This window comes from Sphingomonas sp. DBB INV C78 (genome assembly GCF_042693015.1).
Taxonomy (GTDB): Bacteria; Pseudomonadota; Alphaproteobacteria; order Sphingomonadales; family Sphingomonadaceae; genus Sphingomonas_E.
Genome location: NZ_CP170544.1, coordinates 1,805,413 through 1,821,877 on the forward strand (window position 1 = coordinate 1,805,413; position 16,465 = coordinate 1,821,877).

At 63.0% G+C, this 16,465-nt stretch carries 17 protein-coding genes; 5 read left to right on the top strand and 12 right to left on the bottom strand.

The genetic code is table 11. From position 1 onward, the window contains the following. Positions 1 to 15 precede the first annotated feature (15 nt). The 8 genes from ACFB49_RS08635 to ACFB49_RS08670 form a co-directional block, all read right to left on the bottom strand. Positions 16 to 705 (bottom strand): hypothetical protein, encoded by a 690-nt coding sequence (locus tag ACFB49_RS08635; protein WP_380878495.1) that lies wholly within the window; start codon positions 703 to 705, stop codon positions 16 to 18. A gap of 9 nt (positions 706 to 714) precedes the next feature. Continuing rightward, positions 715 to 1,392 (bottom strand): C39 family peptidase, encoded by a 678-nt coding sequence (locus tag ACFB49_RS08640; protein WP_380878497.1) that lies wholly within the window; start codon positions 1,390 to 1,392, stop codon positions 715 to 717. Positions 1,393 to 1,408: 16 nt separating this feature from the next. Continuing rightward, on the bottom strand, positions 1,409 to 1,831 hold the full coding sequence (locus tag ACFB49_RS08645; RefSeq protein ID WP_380878500.1) for a hypothetical protein: 423 nt from the start codon (positions 1,829 to 1,831) through the stop codon (positions 1,409 to 1,411). A gap of 74 nt (positions 1,832 to 1,905) precedes the next feature. Then, positions 1,906 to 3,363 carry a beta strand repeat-containing protein gene (locus tag ACFB49_RS08650; RefSeq protein ID WP_380878502.1) on the bottom strand — a complete coding sequence of 486 codons (1,458 nt, stop codon included), beginning with the start codon at positions 3,361 to 3,363 and terminating at the stop codon, positions 1,906 to 1,908. A 97-nt stretch (positions 3,364 to 3,460) separates the two neighbouring features. Further along, positions 3,461 to 4,588 (bottom strand): helix-turn-helix transcriptional regulator, encoded by a 1,128-nt coding sequence (locus ACFB49_RS08655; protein WP_380878505.1) that lies wholly within the window; start codon positions 4,586 to 4,588, stop codon positions 3,461 to 3,463. A 449-nt stretch (positions 4,589 to 5,037) separates the two neighbouring features. Then, positions 5,038 to 5,751 (bottom strand): glutathione S-transferase, encoded by a 714-nt coding sequence (locus ACFB49_RS08660; protein WP_380878507.1) that lies wholly within the window; start codon positions 5,749 to 5,751, stop codon positions 5,038 to 5,040. A gap of 287 nt (positions 5,752 to 6,038) precedes the next feature. After that, on the bottom strand, positions 6,039 to 6,248 hold the full coding sequence (locus ACFB49_RS08665; protein ID WP_380878510.1) for a hypothetical protein: 210 nt from the start codon (positions 6,246 to 6,248) through the stop codon (positions 6,039 to 6,041). Between the two features lie 118 nt (positions 6,249 to 6,366). Further along, positions 6,367 to 7,173: a ThuA domain-containing protein gene (locus tag ACFB49_RS08670; protein WP_380878513.1), complete on the bottom strand. Its 807-nt coding sequence runs from the start codon at positions 7,171 to 7,173 to the stop codon at positions 6,367 to 6,369. 131 nt (positions 7,174 to 7,304) lie between these two features. Here ACFB49_RS08670 and ACFB49_RS08675 point away from each other — a divergent pair, with 131 nt between their 5' ends. Genes ACFB49_RS08675 through ACFB49_RS08695 form a run of 5 tightly spaced genes read left to right on the top strand, consistent with a single transcriptional unit; the run spans position 7,305 to position 12,144 of the window. Beyond that, positions 7,305 to 8,744, top strand: coding sequence for an SRPBCC family protein (locus tag ACFB49_RS08675; protein WP_380878516.1), 1,440 nt, complete (start codon positions 7,305 to 7,307; stop codon positions 8,742 to 8,744). Next, positions 8,741 to 9,835, top strand: coding sequence for a nuclear transport factor 2 family protein (locus ACFB49_RS08680; protein ID WP_380878519.1), 1,095 nt, complete (start codon positions 8,741 to 8,743; stop codon positions 9,833 to 9,835). Before ACFB49_RS08675 ends, ACFB49_RS08680 begins: the two co-directional genes overlap by 4 nt. A gap of 20 nt (positions 9,836 to 9,855) precedes the next feature. Continuing rightward, positions 9,856 to 10,398 carry a nuclear transport factor 2 family protein gene (locus tag ACFB49_RS08685; protein ID WP_380878521.1) on the top strand — a complete coding sequence of 181 codons (543 nt, stop codon included), beginning with the start codon at positions 9,856 to 9,858 and terminating at the stop codon, positions 10,396 to 10,398. A gap of 8 nt (positions 10,399 to 10,406) precedes the next feature. After that, complete coding sequence (locus ACFB49_RS08690; protein ID WP_380878523.1) at positions 10,407 to 11,417, top strand: NADP-dependent oxidoreductase; 1,011 nt, start codon at positions 10,407 to 10,409, stop codon at positions 11,415 to 11,417. Positions 11,418 to 11,421: 4 nt separating this feature from the next. Further along, entirely contained in the window at positions 11,422 to 12,144 is a 723-nt protein-coding gene (locus tag ACFB49_RS08695; protein WP_380878525.1) for an SDR family NAD(P)-dependent oxidoreductase, read from the top strand. A gap of 129 nt (positions 12,145 to 12,273) precedes the next feature. Here ACFB49_RS08695 and ACFB49_RS08700 read toward each other — a convergent pair whose 3' ends face one another. The 4 genes from ACFB49_RS08700 to ACFB49_RS08715 form a co-directional block, all read right to left on the bottom strand. Further along, positions 12,274 to 12,741, bottom strand: coding sequence for a nuclear transport factor 2 family protein (locus tag ACFB49_RS08700; RefSeq protein WP_380878527.1), 468 nt, complete (start codon positions 12,739 to 12,741; stop codon positions 12,274 to 12,276). After that, complete coding sequence (locus tag ACFB49_RS08705; protein WP_380878529.1) at positions 12,738 to 13,595, bottom strand: sugar phosphate isomerase/epimerase family protein; 858 nt, start codon at positions 13,593 to 13,595, stop codon at positions 12,738 to 12,740. The genes ACFB49_RS08700 and ACFB49_RS08705 overlap by 4 nt, the downstream gene beginning before the upstream one ends. Next, complete coding sequence (locus ACFB49_RS08710) at positions 13,595 to 15,199, bottom strand: GMC family oxidoreductase (protein ID WP_380878531.1); 1,605 nt, start codon at positions 15,197 to 15,199, stop codon at positions 13,595 to 13,597. Before ACFB49_RS08710 ends, ACFB49_RS08705 begins: the two co-directional genes overlap by 1 nt. Positions 15,200 to 15,276: 77 nt before the next feature. Further along, the gene (locus ACFB49_RS08715) at positions 15,277 to 16,464 is read right to left on the bottom strand and encodes an acyl-CoA dehydrogenase family protein (protein WP_380878533.1); all 1,188 of its coding nucleotides are present in this window, start codon (positions 16,462 to 16,464) and stop codon (positions 15,277 to 15,279) included. Position 16,465 lies beyond the last annotated feature (1 nt).

The window sequence follows — 16,465 nt, forward strand, 5'->3', positions numbered from 1 at the left end:
CGTGCGGAGTTCTGCTCAACGAATAGCACGACTCGCCGCATCGACGAATATAGATTCCAAGCGGAGCATGGCATTGCCGACGGGTATTGAAGAGTTGGGGAGGCCGACATTGACAGTAACGACCGTATCGATCGCGCGGTTATTTCCTGCATTCGCCACCAGGCTTCCGGTGAAGTCCCCAACCATGTGGCGCAGTTCAAGCGAAGCGCCCGAAAGCACCACGGTCGACCCGCGATCGCTCTGCGCCAACTTGATCGCTCCCGATGCTGTTGCCACGGCAGGCCCGTTGGGATTCAGCTCGACCAGTTCTTGCCCGGCCAGAGCCGTGGGTTGCTGCACATCGCCGTTGACGACGCGAACGACATTGCCATTCGACAGGGTTGTCCCGCCTGCCGAGGCCGTGGCTGACGTACCACCGCTCCCCACGAACACGCTGGGGGTTCCGGTCCCTCCCGAAGCAAGCACGGTGCGAAGGGCCAGGGCGCCATTGACCAGCGTGGTGATCTCGATCCCGATCGACACGTCCATTCCGTTCGGAAGAGCGAACCCGCCGCGTATTCCATCCAGTTCCTGTTCGCTCGTCCGTTCGCGATCGGCGAATAGCAGCTCGGCTGCAAAGGCGTTGGCCGCCCAAGCCGAATTGGCCAGGCCAAGGATCAGCAACGATCCCCAAAATCGAACTGTCGGGTCGATGCGCCAAGCCACCACGGCCTCCTACATCTCGACCGGGAATGGCGGGGCCCGGGTGAGGGCCAGGGCCTGGTGGCTGGCGGGCTCCATCAGCATCGTCGCGCGGCTGCGGGGCACAAGCGCCCACTCGTCGGCCCGTCCGAAGTTTTTCCTGCCGGTTTCCACCTGATCGCCAAGTGCGAACAGGATTCCGTTCCACATGCCGGCAAAGGTATCGAGGTCGATCAACCGCATCCCCAGGGAGGGATCGCCGACCAGAACATGGTCGCGCTCCACACCCTTGATCACGACGAAATGCTTATATCCCTTCATATTGATCATCGCGATGCCGGGAATTCGCGTCGCCGCGACATCGGCCAGCGAAACCTTGTAACCGTCGGCCCTTATCCCGCGCGCCGCCAGGTAACGCTTCATGTCGAGCAGCGAAAAGCCGTAACGGCGTATCTGCTGGCGATCGCCCTCCTTCCACATGCCGACGAAGATGGTCTTCTCGTTCTGGGGATCACCATAATGATAGTGAAGCAGAGTCGCGAGCGCCGCGGACCCGCAGCTGAAATCATATTGCTGCCGAACGATCGTCAGATAGCGTCGCTCGACCATGCTTTTCACGGGCAGCGTAAAGTCTCCAGCCGGCAGGCTCAGCATCGTGCCGCTCGGCGGAATCTTCTCTCCGGCGCACGCCGCCAGCGTCAGACCAGCCATGCCGATCCAACCGATCCTAATGCTGGAAGGCGACATTGACGCTCATCGACGAATTGATCGATACATTGTTGCCGGTATTGACGCTGAACAACGCCATACCATTGAAACTATTGAATGATTCCCGGTCGATCGAAATCGTGCCGGTCGTGAAATCGCCATTAATCGTGTTTCCGGTCACGGTGCCCGTATTCTGGGCATTCACGATCTGCTCCAGGATCTGCATGTCGGCCTTGCCGGTAACGGATGCCAATATGCTCTCCTCGGCGATAGCGGCGCCGGCAAATGGCGAGGCAGGTTGCGGCCCGTCGACCGACTGAACGGGTTCGCCTGGCGGTGGAATGGCCGCAGGCGTGGATCCCGGGTCGGACGCCGCGGCGGCCATCGGCGTGAATAGGGCCAGGGCGAGAGCCCCGGCCATCATCGGCAGGAAGCGGGCCACGGAAGCCTCCCTCCTTGACGTTGCAGGACGGCGAAATGGGCCGGCCACCGAAATGACCGGCCCACATCCGCTGGCTATTGGCCCAAAGTGAACGTGCCGATATTCGCACTCACATTGATGTTGGCGTTTTGCGAGGCAAAGACGCCGGTATTGATGTTCATCGCGTTCAGACCGGCGAAGTTCGAGAATGCACCATTATCGAACTCGACGTCCCACGACATCACTGGGGCGCCGCCATTGCCACCGGCCGCACCTGCACCGCCGGTCCCTCCAGCGCCACCGCTGCCGGTGTTCTGCGGGTCCGCGCCGCCATTGGCATCACCGCCGCCGCCGCCGACACCACCATCCGATGGCTGCCAAAACGTGACTTGGCCGCCTGTTACCGCGCCGGCCAGCGACGCGGTGGTGGTCACCGTCGTATAGGTTACGGTCGCGGTGCCGCCATTATTCGCAGAGCCGAGGCCACTCGAATCGCTGTTGTTGCTGTTGTCGCTGGCATCGACCGCGAAATTGGACGTGCTGCCATTATTAGCGGAACCGATGCCACTCGAGTCGCTGTTATTGCTGTTATCGCTGTTGTCGCTGTTGTCGCTGGCATCGACTGTGATGTTGGAGGTGCCTCCATTGTTGGCGGACCCGAGACCACTGGAGTCACTGCTATTGTTGTTCGAGGTTCCGCCATTATTGGCCGACCCCTGACCGCTCGAGTCACTGCCTGCACCGCTGGCATCGACCGTGATGTTGGACGTGCCGCCGTTGTTGGCCGAGCCGAGGCCACTGGAGTCGCTGCTGTTGTTGTTCGAGGTGCCACCATTATTGGCTGAACCCTGACCACTCGAATCGCTGTTATTGCTGTTGTCGCTGGCATCATTGGTGGACGTGCCACCGTTATTGGCCGAGCCTTGGCCGCTGGAATCGCTGCCGGCGCCGCCCGCATCAACCGCGATGCTGGAGGTTCCGCCATTGTTGGCCGAGCCGAGCCCGCTCGAATCGCTGTTGTTGCTATTGTCGCTCGCGTCGTTGCTGGAAGTTCCGCCATTGTTGGCTGAACCCTGACCGCTGGAATCGCTACCCGCGCCCCCGGCGTCGACGGCGAAGCTCGACGTGCCGCCATTATTGGCGGAGCCAATGCCACTGGAATCGCTGGCGGCGCCTGCGGCGTCGACGGCGATGTTGGAAGTGCCGCCATTATTGGCCGATCCGAGGCCGCTCGAATCGCTGGCATTGCTTTGGTCGCTGGAATCGTTGGTGTTGGTGGAGGTGCCGCCATTGTTGGCCGCGCCCTGGCCGCTGGCATCACTGGCTGCCCCAGTCGCATCGACGCTGAACGTCGACGTGCTGCCATTGTTGGCCGAGCCCACACCGGATGAATCGCTCGTCGTCGTATCTGCCGAATTGTCTGCCGATGTCGCTGTCGCGCCATTGTCCGCCGTGGCGGTGCTCCCGCCCGTATCGGTGCTTTGCGCGAGGGCGGCCCCGGAAGCGATCGACAGGGCGCCAACAGAGGCAGTTAATAGAAGGATAGTTTTCATGAGCTTATCCTCTCCCGGTTATACAATAGGCAATCGACGAGACCTTGGCTCGTGGCGACCTCTTTTCCGGAGATATAAACTTAAGCGTCTTGGATACTTAGCCCCAGACAGGTGCCCGCTTTGCCCCTAGGTGGGAGAAACTACCGCCCCCATTTGAGGGGGGAGCGGCTACGGCCCTGAGGCGCACGATGCTGTTGAGGATGACACGGACGAGATCAGCCTGCCGGTGCGTGTTCGTTTTCGAAAAGACCTGCTTCAGATAAGCCCGGGCGGTCTGCGTCTGGATATGCATAGCGCAGGCCGCCTCGGCGATCGTCAGCCCTTCCACCAGGTGGTGCGCCAGCGAAGCCTCGGCGGCGGTCAGGCCGAAAGCTCGGCCCAATCCGTCGATAAGCGGGCGGGTTTCGACGTCCGGGTCGAGGACATAGATCGCCGTGGCGCCATGACCTTCAGGATCGGTCAATATGTGGGAAAGAACCGCGACGAGCGGTCGACCGCTCGGACGTCGCAGAAGGATGACCGGAAGGTTGCCGATCTCGCCCGAACGCGGATGGCCATCGCACTGGTTGAAATATTGGATGGCGGCCTGCAGCCGCACGGCATTGTCGAAATCGGTGGCGGTGATGGAATGTCCAGCCCGGCGTAAGCCTTCGCCAGCATCGAGCAACGCTTCGGCCTGTTCGTTCACGAACTTCACATTGCCTTCGGCATCAAGCAGCATGATCGCGAAATCGAGCAGATCCAGGGCCCCGCCGAGAATGGCGGAATGATCCCGGTCGCGCTGCACCTGCCATAGCAGCCGAAGGTGAGAATGGACCCAGTCCTGGATCATTTCCGGTGACAGTGCGGCATTTGATCTTTTTTGCGGCGCTTCCCAACATATTGTCAGAGCCAGCAAAACAGCCGGCTCAACGCGGCAGAAAAATGTGAACTGAGATATGTCTCTGATCAGATCAGACGAATATCCGCCATCGATTTCAAAGCTTATCCTGTGCCCGTTGCTCTTCTCCGGCAACCATGCATCCGTCCAAACAGCCTGTTGAATGGCCTGGCCGATACGCGATGCCAGCGCTTCAGGCATATGAAATGTATCGTGAATGTCGAAATCCTCGTGGAGTGTTGAGTGCACAGTCAACACCCCCATCGAGTATTCTGTCTGGTTTGCGATCAGTCGGAACAAGCTGTCCGCCGTCGAATGAACAGAGCGCCCCATCGAGGTTTTCACCACGAGTCTCCTTCGGACGTCCTCTACACCAAGTGATGCTTTTGATCCCACTGCTGGAAACATTTGCCAACGCCGTCCGCGACAAAGAGCGAAGAAAAATCATGTTGGGAAGGGGGAAATCCATTTTTCCGTGAATGCCGGCGCTAAGGCGCTTGCCTGAAATACGCCGAACAAGAATACCCGAACAGAAATCCCGATCACGGCAGGCCAAGGAACAGAAAACTACGGCAAATCTGGAGAATGACCGAGGTTCAATTGCCTCGTCTCTCACGTCGGTGGAGTCAGTTGAGGATATACAAGCTGCTTTAAATTGGGTCTGTTCCGGCACCTTCCGCACACACCGCCAATGGCGAAAGACGCCTCTTCAAAACCTTCGCGCCAAGTTGCGATGTCCTAATATGGGGCGAATTGTGACGGCATCCGGCGCCCCTGGCCGGGTTTCGCGACTTTCATCGTGTGGGTTGTGAACAGATCACCTTCCGCAACGATTCCTCGATGTCTCCTCCGCAATAGATGCGGCCGTAGCGTTCGAGTGACATCCGGTTCAGCGCCTTGAGCGCTCCATGCTCCTGCAGGCGGCGCGACAACTCTGCAGTGCGCGGTGCCGTCTCGGCGAGCATTTTGGCGATGACCGAAAATCTGTCGGACATGGTCGCCCAAAGCGTTGTCGTAACGATATCGGCCACCCCCGCTTCGGGCGTGCCTAAAAGGAAGCCACCATCCTCCTGCAAGCCGTGTCGCTTGCCCGTCACTTCCCAGATCGCCATCCATCGTTTGAGCCGGGGGACGAATTCCGCCCATTTTTCCTCGGTCCACATCTCCCGACCACCATCCAGCGTGATTTCATCGATCACATCGTTGGCGTCATTGATGATCTTCGCGGTCAGCGCCCGCAATTCGGCCGTTGCGGGCATCAATTCCAGGCTCGATCCCAGGTGGAGAGCGATCGCAGGCATCTCGGCCAGCGCGAAGCCGCTTCGCCTTTCCACCAGCACCGGCGGCCCCATGAAAGGTATCGGCTGATCTTCGGGACGCGACTTCATGAGCGTGTCGATCTCGCCCGCATCATGTTCCAGCCACTCCATGCCGGCATAAGCCAGGATCGCGCGGATGAACTGGCCGCGAAACGGCAACGGCCAGTAATAGAGATCATAGTCGGCCATTGGCGACCTACCCCGTATATCAGCGTGATCTGGGCGGAACGGGTAAGCGGCGAATGCGATCCCGTCGGCCGCCATGCGGACCTACCGTGTCATAAGCCCCGGGCACCATAGACCTGAAGATAAAACCGGCGCTGATAATCGCCAGTTTTGTCCGGTCGATCACGCCCCCTTGAAACGTCACCCCAGCGAAGGCTGGGGTCCATGGCTATCGCGGCAGAAGCTACCGCATGTGGAAGAGTCATGGATGCCAGCCTCCGCTCGCATGACGAGAATGTTGGAATGTGAGCCTACGATCGAACTTCTTCGCCAGTCGCGTAACGCGGCATAGCCGCCACGGCGTCCTCGAAGGCTTTTCGTATCTCGGATTGACTGAAACCGTGATCCCAAAGTTCGGTCATCAAGTAGTTCATGGCTTGCGTCAGCAGCGGCAATTCCGGCCATGGATTGGTCTGATGCAGCTCTTTCAATGCCGATCCAAATTGGCAGACGGCAGCCATAGAGCGGTCCTGCCATTGATCCTCTAATCTTGGTTGATCGTCCCTCATGGACACGAATGTGCCGTCTCACACAGAAGTCTGCAACCAAGTCGCAAACTATAATGCGGCACGGTGCAACCTAACGTCGCTCGGTGACCACCCACTCGATCGCATTCCGCAACAACCGGCGATAATTCGGATTGTCATACGCCGCCGCCGCATCGCCCGGCTGGAGATACACAAGCGGGCTGTTGATCGCGCGCTTCGTCCAGCCGATCAGGTTCGATCCCGCGGGATGATCCCAGCCCTGATTGTCGTTCATCAGCCCCGCCAGCGCTGCGGTGGCGCTGTAGAAATTGGCGGCGCCGAAATCGTGGGATGAGCGAAGCAGCGGCGTCACGTCACCCTCGAAGATCTCTGCCAGATAAAGCTCGTCAGTGATCGCGAAGCGTTCGGGCAGGCCCGCCATCACCGGATGATCCGGCGCGACGTTGATCGCGTCATAGGCCACGGCATGGGCATAGCCGCTGTCGAGCCGCTTTTCCCCGCGCACTTCGCCCGCGCGATACAAAAACCGTCCGCCCAGCCATTCGCCATATTCGGGCCATGTCGGCCAGCCCGCGAGCGCGTGGTGGAGCGCAACCACGCCCTTGCCCTCGGTCAGCAATGCCTCGAACCCCGCCTTCACCTCGGGATCGGGGTCGACGAAGCGCGGCTTTTCGACCGCGTCCTCGAAATCGAGACCCGGCATGTCGTAGAGGACGAGCGCGTCGAAACCGCGCATCCCGTCCGGGTTCATCAACAAGGCGGCGGCGGGCTGGTCGACCATCGTTGCCGATACCCCCTCCATCGCCTGGAAGATCGCGTCGAAGGCGTCGCGCTCGAACGGATGGCCGCGCACCGCGACCAGCAGTTTCACCGGCGCGGAATAATGAATGATCGGCATCCTGTTCTCCTTCCTGTGACAAAGCACAGGGCCCCGCTCATCGCCACCTATCGGAAACGCAAGTCGCCCCTCTCCTCCCCTCGGCCTAGGTTTTGCAACGATCGGGGGAAACCGACGGGAGAGCGAAAGTCGTGAACAAGCCTGCCCGCATGTCCACCATGCCGCGCGACGGAACGACCAGCCTTGTTTCGGGCGAGGCGCGCTGCCCCGCGCCTTCGGTGCAGGAGATCATCCGCTCCGACGCGAAGCCGGCCCCCGCGGTGCTGACGCACGAGCATTATGAATTTCTCGGCGACGCCGACATTCCCGTTGCCCGCTACACCAGCGCGATATTCTTCGAGCGCGAGATGGAATTGATCTGGCCCAAGACCTGGCAATGGGCCTGCCGCGACGAGCATATTCCCGAGGCCGGCGACTATTATGTCTATGAGGTCGGCCCGTTTTCCATCATCGTCGTCCGCCAGCGCGACGAAAGCGTGAAGGCCTTCGTCAACTCCTGCCTCCACCGCGGCACCAAGCTCCGCCCCTGCGAGGGCGAGGGCCATGCCCGCGAGTTGCGCTGCCCCTATCATGGCTGGACGTGGGCGCTCGACGGCGGGCTCAAGAAAGTCCCCTGCGCCTGGGATTTCCCGCATGTCGATCCGGAGAGCTACCACCTCCCCGAAGTCGCGACCGGCCGCTGGGGCGGGTTCGTCTTCGTCAATCTCGATCCCGACGCGAAGCCGCTCGAAGACTATCTCGGCGTGCTGCCGGATCATTTCGCCGATTGGGGGCTGGAGGAGCGCTATGTCGACCTCCACATGGCGAAGGAGCTGCCCTGCAACTGGAAGACGGCGCAGGAAGCATTCCTCGAATCCTATCATGTGCTGGAAACCCACCCGCAATTGATGGCGGGCGTGGGCGACGCCAATGTCCAATATGATTGCTATGGCGATCATGTCTCGCGCTTTTACGCCGCCGGCGGGGTCAACAGCCCGCACATGGAAGAGCAGTTGAGCGAGCAGGAGCTCGTCAACATGATGCTCGTCGGCGATCGCTCGGTGCTCGATGACATGAATGTCGGCGAGGGCGAGACCGCGCGGATCGTGATGGCGCGCTTCCTCCGCCGCACGCTGGGCGAGAAATATGGCACCGATCTCTCGCGTTTTTCCGACAGCGAGATGATCGACACGATCGAATATCACCTGTTCCCCAACATGGTGCTGTTCCCCGGCCTATCTCTGCCGATGGTTTATCGCTTCCGCCCGATCGGCATGGACCCGAACCGCACTTTGTTCGAGATCCTGTTCCTCCGCCCCCTGCCCGACGATCGCGATCCGCCCGAGCCCGCGCAGGTGTTCCATGTCAAGGAAGAGGAAAGCTATTCGATCGTCCCCGGCATGGACCCCGCTTTCGGCGCGGTTTACGATCAGGACACCAACAATCTGCGCTCGCAGCAGAAGGGCTATCTCAACGCGCTACATAGCGGCCGGAAGACGGGCCAGACGCTCGGCAATTATCAGGAAGTGCGCATCCGCCACTTCAACGCGACGATCGACAAATATCTCGCCGGCGAAGCGATCGTCCCATGACGACGGACCTTTCCATCGCGGAACTTGCGGACATCCAGGCGATCCGCAACCGGCTCGCCCAGCATAGCCGCGGCATCGATCGCGCCGATTTCGGCCTGCTCGCCGATTGCTATGTCGAGGACGGCACGGTCGATTACGGCTTCTTCGCCGGGTCCGCGCACCAGTTCGCCGCGATCATCGCCGATGCCCAGCGCGGCCAGCCCGTGACGCTCCACCGCACCTCGCAGATGTGGGTCAGGCTGGATGGCGACCGGGCAATTTCCGAAAGCTATATCCTCGCTTATGCCCAGTCACCGGAAGCGGACGGCACCGTCCATCAGCGGCTGATCTGCGGCCGCTATCTCGACCGGCACGAGCGGCGTGATGGCGTGTGGCGCATGGCCCATCGCCATTATCTGCTCGATACCAACGTCAACTGGCCCGGCGCATGGGCGATCGCACCGCTGGCGCCGCTTGCCCTTCATCTGCCCGCCGGCGGCCAGGGTTCCGCCGATCCCGGCCTCGCGCTGCTCGCGCTCGGCCGCGCCATCAATGCCAAGTTTACAGTAGGAGAAAGTGGGATGCGCACCGATCCCCCGGATGCGGCCACCGTCGAGGCCGTGCTTGCCCGACAACAGATTGCGGACCTGACCATGGCCTATTGCCGCGGTGTCGACCGCGCCGACGAGGCCCTGCTCAAGACGCTGTTCCATGAAGACAGCACGATCGTATCGGGCACCTTCAACGGTTCGGGCCAATTGTTCGCGACCGAGATCTGTAAGATCGTCCGCGCCGTGTTCGACCAGACCTTCCACAGCATCGCCAACCAGTGGGTTGAGGTGACGGGGGACGGCGCGGTCGGCGAGACCTACGTCATCGCTGTCGCGACCATGACGGAGGAGGACAATGCAAAGTCCGAAATCCTGACCGGCGGCCGCTATGTCGATCGGTTCGAGAAACGCGACGGCGCCTGGCGCTTTGCCGAACGCACCTTCGTCATCGACTGGAGCATCAAGCAGCCGTCGAGCCGGATGATCGGGCAAGGCATGTATGAGCCGCTGGAGAACGGGACGTTCGGCCCCGACGACCCCGTCTACAGACTCTGGCACTGAAACGATAAAGGGAGAGAGTGATGGCGTTCGACCTTGAGCGGGAGGTGCGTGATCTGGCGGCGCGGCGCGACATCCAGAAGGCGATATTCGCTTATATGCGGGGGCAGGACCGGCTCGACTGGCAGTTGCAGCGCACCGCCTTCCACGACGGCGCGGACGTCGACTGCGGCCTGCTGCGCGGCAGCCCCGAGGACTATACCGATTTCGCGCAGGGCTTCCTCGCCAATCTGGTCGGCAGCCAGCACCTCGTCGGCCAGGTCGATCTCGACGTCGATGCCGAGGCCGGCCGCGGCACGGGCGAGGTCTATTTCATCGCCTGGCACCGGCAGGTGACGGACGGCCGCGATGAAGACCTGCTGATGGCCGGCCGTTATGTCGACGAATATGAATGCCGCGGCGGCCGCTGGGCGATCTCGCGCCGCCGCGAACTCATTGATTGGGCGCGGACCGATCCGGCAACAGATGACATTCTCCATCAAATGAAGGAGATTCATCTTTCCGGTCGCAAGGGCGCGGATTTCAGCCAGACGCGCGATTGGGCGTCGGGCACTTCGGGACGTTAAGGGGGACCATGACACTCAACCGCCGCTTCACCCTCGTCGCCAGGCCCGATGGCCTGCCCAAGCCCAGCGATTTCGCGCTGGTGGATGAGCCTGTGCCGGAACTTGCCGACGGCCAATTCCTCGTCCGCAATCATTATGTCTCGCTCGACCCCGCGATCCGTGGCTGGCTCGACGACGCGCCGAGCTATCTGCCGCCGATCGAACTCGGCGATGCGGTGCGCGTCTCGACGGTCGGGCAGGTGGAAGCCAGCAAGGCCGGCAGCATCAAGGCCGGCGACTGGGTGATGGGCCTCAACAAGCTGGAACATTACTCCGTCGCGGCCGAGGGCGGCTTCACCTACCCGATCGATGCCAATGCGGTGCCCAGCGTCACCAACTATCTGTCGGTGATGGGGGCCGTCGGCCTCACCGCCTTTTTCGGTGTCAACGACGTGCTGAAGCCCAAAGCGGGCGAAACCTTCCTGATCAGCGGCGCGGCGGGTGCGGTGGGATCGATCGCCGGGCAGCTCGGCAAGCTCGCCGGGGCGCGCGTCGTCGGCATCGCCGGCGGCCCGGAGAAATGCGCGCGGCTGCTCAATGATTATGGCTTCGACGCCGCGGTCGACTATCGCGGCAAGACGGTCGACCAGCTTTCGGCCGCGATAGGCGAGGCGGCGCCCAACGGCGTGGACATGGTGTTCGAGAATGTCGGCGGCACGGTGCTCGACGCCACCCTGCTCCACCTGAATCGCGAGGCGCGGGTCGGGCTCTGCGGCCTGATTTCCGAATATAATAGCGAGCATTATGGCACGCGGAACCTGTGGCAGCTCATCGTCAAATCGGCGCGCATTCAGGGATTCCTCGTCAGCGACTATCTCCACCGCTTCCCCGAAGGCGGTGCGGCGATGGCCAAGCTGGTGGCTGAGGGCAAACTGCGCTTCGACGAGCATATCGAGGAAGGGATCGACAATGCGCTCCCCACCTTCCTCAAGCTGTTCGAGGGCAAGAATGAGGGCAAGCTGATCCTCAAGCTGGTGTGACGCGATGAAGGGGCTTTCCGGCCGCGTGGCGGTCATCACCGGCGCATCCTCGGGCATCGGCGCCGCCATCGCGCGGCGGCTGGAGGAGAATAATGTCCGCATCGTCGCGGTCGATCGCAACCCGGCCGGGCTGACGGGCGCCGCGACGCTCGCCATCGACGTTTCGGCGTCCGACGCCCCTGCCCGCATCGCTGCGCTGGCGGAGGAAGCCGGCGGCTGCGACATCCTCGTCAACGCTGCGGGCATCAGCGCCTTCGGCCTGTTTGATGACGAGCAAAGCACGTTGTGGGACGATACGCTGCGCATCAATGTCGATGCCGTCGCCCGCATCACCCGCGCGCTGCTGCCGCAACTGCGCGCGTCGGATCAGGGGCGGATCATCATGATCGGCTCAACCTGCTCGCAATTCGCATCCGCCGGGCTCTCCGCCTACGTTGTCTCCAAGCACGCGATCCTCGGCCTCACCCGCGCACTGGCGGCGGAACTCGGCAAGGACGGCATCACGGTGAACTGCATCCAGCCCGGCGCGATTCTGACGGGCATCACCGGCCCGGTGTTCGAACAGGACCCGTCCTATCGCACTTATTGGGAGAACAAGGCCTCGCTCGGTCGCGTCGGCACGCCAGAGGATGTGGCTCCACTGGCTGCCTTCCTGGCGAGCGAGGAAGCGCGCTTCATCACCGGCCACGGCATCTATGCCGATGGCGGAGCGATGCAGCAGAACTAGCCTCAACCCACAAAGCTCGTCATTCCCGCGAAGGCGGGAATCCATAAACGCAACGGTGGCGATGGAAGCGCAGCCTCAGAGAATATGGATTCCCGCCTTCGCGGGAATGACGAAGATGTGGCGTTACGGCTACCCCGTAAACCGGTCCCCATGCGCTTCGGCCATGCCGGCAAGCGGCATCTGTGCGGCCTCGACGAAGCGGGTGATCTTCCAGTCGTCGCCCACCCGGACATAGTCGATCTCGAGATTGGCGTGGACGGTCACGTCGGCGCCGGCATGCGAACGGCCGAGGCCGATCACATAGGCCAGGCCGGTCGCCGTATCGCGCTCCTGCCGGGACAGGCGGAAGTTGCTGATGAAGTGGGCGTGGTGGGCCATGTCCTTGAACACGGCAGCGAAGAAGGGGCCGATCGCGCCATGCCCTTGCATCAGCGGGAGGCCGAGACCGCTCAGGTCGAACTCCGCGTCCGGCGTGAAGGAAGCGAGCAGATCGTCCACGTCCGACAGCCGATCGCAGGCGACATAATAAGCCAGCAGACGCTCGTACATCGCCTGCCGGTCCTCGATGCGGCGGATGCGTTCTTCGAGATCGCTCATTGCGGAACTCCAAGCATCGCCAGCGTCGCCCGGCCGGATCGGATCGCGGCCTCCTCGACCGGCATGGTCCGCCAGGCATCGGAGAGCACTTCGACGCCGTAGAGTCCGTCATAGCCAGAGCGATCGAGCGCTTCGAAGAAGGCGGCCAGCGGAAATTCGCCCTCCCCCGGCGCCACACGCGCGTCGATGGTTTCCTGGAGATAATTGCCGCTCGCCTCCAGCGGGCCATCGTCCAACTCGACATGGTTGACCATACCGGGCGGCAACGCGGCGATCCCCTCCATGGTGATGCGCCCGCGCACTACATGCCAGATGTCGAGCAGCAGCCCGCCATTGGCGCGCCCTGCCCCTTCCACCACCGCGCGCCCCGCTTGCAGGTCGCAGAGGTTGGAGGTGGGAAAGAGCTCGATGGTGATCGCGGTGCCGGCGTCGGCCGCCTGATCGCACAATTTCGCGAACTCGCCGACCAGATGCTCCATCGGCCAGCTCCGCCCGGCCATGTCGCCGCCCACCTTGATGTGGCGCGCACCGATTGCTTCGGCAGCCGCCAGCAGCGCATCGCGGTCCCGATCTGAAACGGCACGCACGTCCCCGGTGTCGAACCAGCCGAGCAGCACCTCCAACTCGCGATGGACGAGGCCATGGTCGTCGAGGATCGCGTTCACCTCCGCCGCGCCGTGGCGTTCGAGCAGATACACGATGTCCTGCGATCCGAAGCCGAGGCCGCGATAGCCACCCGCCGCCGCCGCGCGTGCGCGATCGACCAGCGGATGCGGGCTCACCGTCACCGGATCGAACGGACCGACATTGCCGGCGAGCGTGAAATAGGTGGCGACGATCTCCCTGGCGGCCATCACGCTCTCCGGTCTTCGAGGATCATGTCCGCGGCGCGCCAGGCGAGCGCCATCGCGGGCGCGTTGGTATTGCCCGTCACCGGCCCCGGCATCACCGAGCAATCGACAACGCGCAACCCCTCGACGCCGCGCACCCGCAACCGCGGATCGACCACCGATCCCTCATCCGCGCCCATCCGGCAGGTGCCGGTGCCGTGGAGGCCGCTGGTCGAAAGCGTGCGGAAACTTTCGAGCAGATCCTCGTCGCTCTGGATATGATCGCCGGGCAGCAGTTCGGCGGCGATCTCCCCGGCCAGCGCGGGCTGCGCCATGTAGCGGCGCATGTAGCGGATCGTCGCGACCGCCGCCTGCTGATCTTCAGGCGTCGAAAGCCAGTTGGGCGCGATCGCCGGGCCGGCGCCGCCGCCACGGATATGCACCGATCCTTCGCTGGTGAGCCGGAGAAGCTGGCCGTAGATCGAGATGCCCGGCTTGCGATCGATATTGTTGAGCGGCACCGGATGATTGTCGTCGGTAAGCGCGAAGGTGTAGCCGCCGAGATAAAGCTGCAGATCGGGTCGCCCATCGGGATGCGCGACATTGAGGAAGGCGCCCACCTCAAACGGCCCGGTCGCCAGCGCGCCGCCCCGTGTCAGCCCGTAGCGCAGCACCGATCCGACAAGGCCGAGCCCGAAGAAGCTGCGGTTGATGCCGTCCTGATGCTTCAGCCGGTGCGGCATCGCGTAGGAAAGATGCTCGCGCATCCGGTTGCCGACATCGGGGCTGTGCGCGACGGTCTCGACGCCGGCGGCCTGCAGCACCGCGCCATCGCCCACCCCGGAACGCTCCAGCATCAACGGGCTCTCCATCGTCCCGCCGCAGACGATCACTTCGCCCGCGCAGGCGATCTCGGAGGCCCCCGCGCCGGCCAGTGTGACGCCGACCGCCCTGCCGTTGGAAAAGCGGACACGATCGACCGTCCGGCCGGTGATGACCGAAAGATTGGGCCGCGACCGCGCCGGCCGCAAAAAGGCCTGCGCCGCCCCATCACGCCGGCCATGGCGGATATTGTGGCTGTAATAGCCGACGCGCCCGCCGGTGATGCTGTTGAGATCATCTGTCTCCGAAAGGCCGGCCTCGACGCCGGCGGCGATCATCTTGTGGGTGAGCGGATAGCGGAAGGTGCCCGGTTCGACATGCACCGGCCCGCCAGCGCCGCGGGTTACGCTCGCCCCCAGCCCATGATCCTCGATCGCGCGGAAGGCCGCGCTCATCGCCTCGCCGCTCCAGCCGGGCGTGTCCCACGCGTCATAATCGGCCGGTTCGCCCCGGCTCCAGATCATGCCATTGATCGAGGATGAGCCACCGAGGCCGCGCCCGCGGATCCACACCTCATGGCCCGCCTCACCGGGATGTCGCCCCTGCTCGACCTGATAGGCCCAGATGTGCTCGGGGTTCACCACCAGCTTGGCGACGCCCTTGGGGATATGAATCCAGGGGCTGCGATCCTCACCGCCCGCTTCGATCAGCAGAACGCGGATCGCCGGATCGCGCGAAAGCTTTTCCGCAAGCACGCAGCCCGCGGAACCCGCGCCGACGATGACATAATCGAACTCACCGCCCACGCGTCTCTCCCATATGGTTTTGGCGAGCTTCGCGGGCGAGCGGGGATTAGCCTACTGTCACTTGCGCTAGAGGCGGATCATCCCCGGTTCGACCGCTTGATCTTCTTCGCGAGGCTCCATTTGTGAACCTCGGTCGGCCCGTCATAGATGCGGAAGGCGCGGACCTCGCGGAAGATCTGTTCGACGATGGTGTCGCCTGAGACGCCGGTGCCGCCCATCACCTGCACACAGCGATCGGCGATGCGGAACAGCGCTTCCGACACCGCAACCTTCGCCATGCTGCTTTCGGTCGTGCCGAGTTCGCCGCGGTCGAGCACGTCGGCCACCCAGTCGATCATCAGTTCGCATTGGCGGATGTCGATGAGGTTGTCGGCCAACGGGAAGCCGACGCCCTCATGGTCGATCAGCGGCTTGCCGAAGGCGTGGCGGCGGCAGGCATAATCGACCGCGATCTCGTGCGCGCGGATGCAACCGCCCAGCCAGCGCATGCAGTGCGTCAGCCGCGCCGGGCTGAGGCGTACCTGCGCATATTCGAAACCCTTATGCAGTTCGCCGAGCACGTCCTTCTCGGGCACGCGCAGGCCATCGATCATGACGATGGCGTGGCCGCCAGGCATCGAGCTGTCGATCGTCTCCAGCACGCGCTCGATGCGGATCGCGGGGTTAGGCAGATCGACCAGGAACATGGTCGCCGCCATCTTCTCGGTGCTGCCGCTATTGGCCATGACGATGCCGACCTTCGCACCCTCCGCGCCGGTGATGAACGCCTTGCGTCCGGTGATCACCCACTCGCCGCCCTGCTTCACCGCGCGGGTCTGCATCATCGACGGGTCGGCACCCGCTCCACCCTCGTCCGCCGGCTCGGTCATGAAGAAGGCGGAGCGCGCGCGACCTTCGACCACCGGCTTCAGGAAGCGTTCCTTCTGCTCGTCGCTGCCCACCTTGCCGATCAGGTACATATTGCCCTCGTCCGGGGCCATGGTGTTGAGCGCGACAGGCCCGAGCGGCGACAGGCCGGATTTCTTGAGCACGATCGCGGTTTCGCGATGGGTGAGGTGGCCGCCCCCTTCCAGGATATGCGGGGTGAGCAGCCCCGCCGCCTTCGCCTTCACGCGCATCTCGACGAGGAGATCCTCGCTCGGGCCGTGCGCGCCGGCACGCGGATCGCGCTCATACGGCACGACCACTTCGCGGACGAAGCGTTCGACATCCGCCGCGATCTTTGCGGAGCGTTCGGTTGGGGCGGGATGGTCGGCAATCACCATG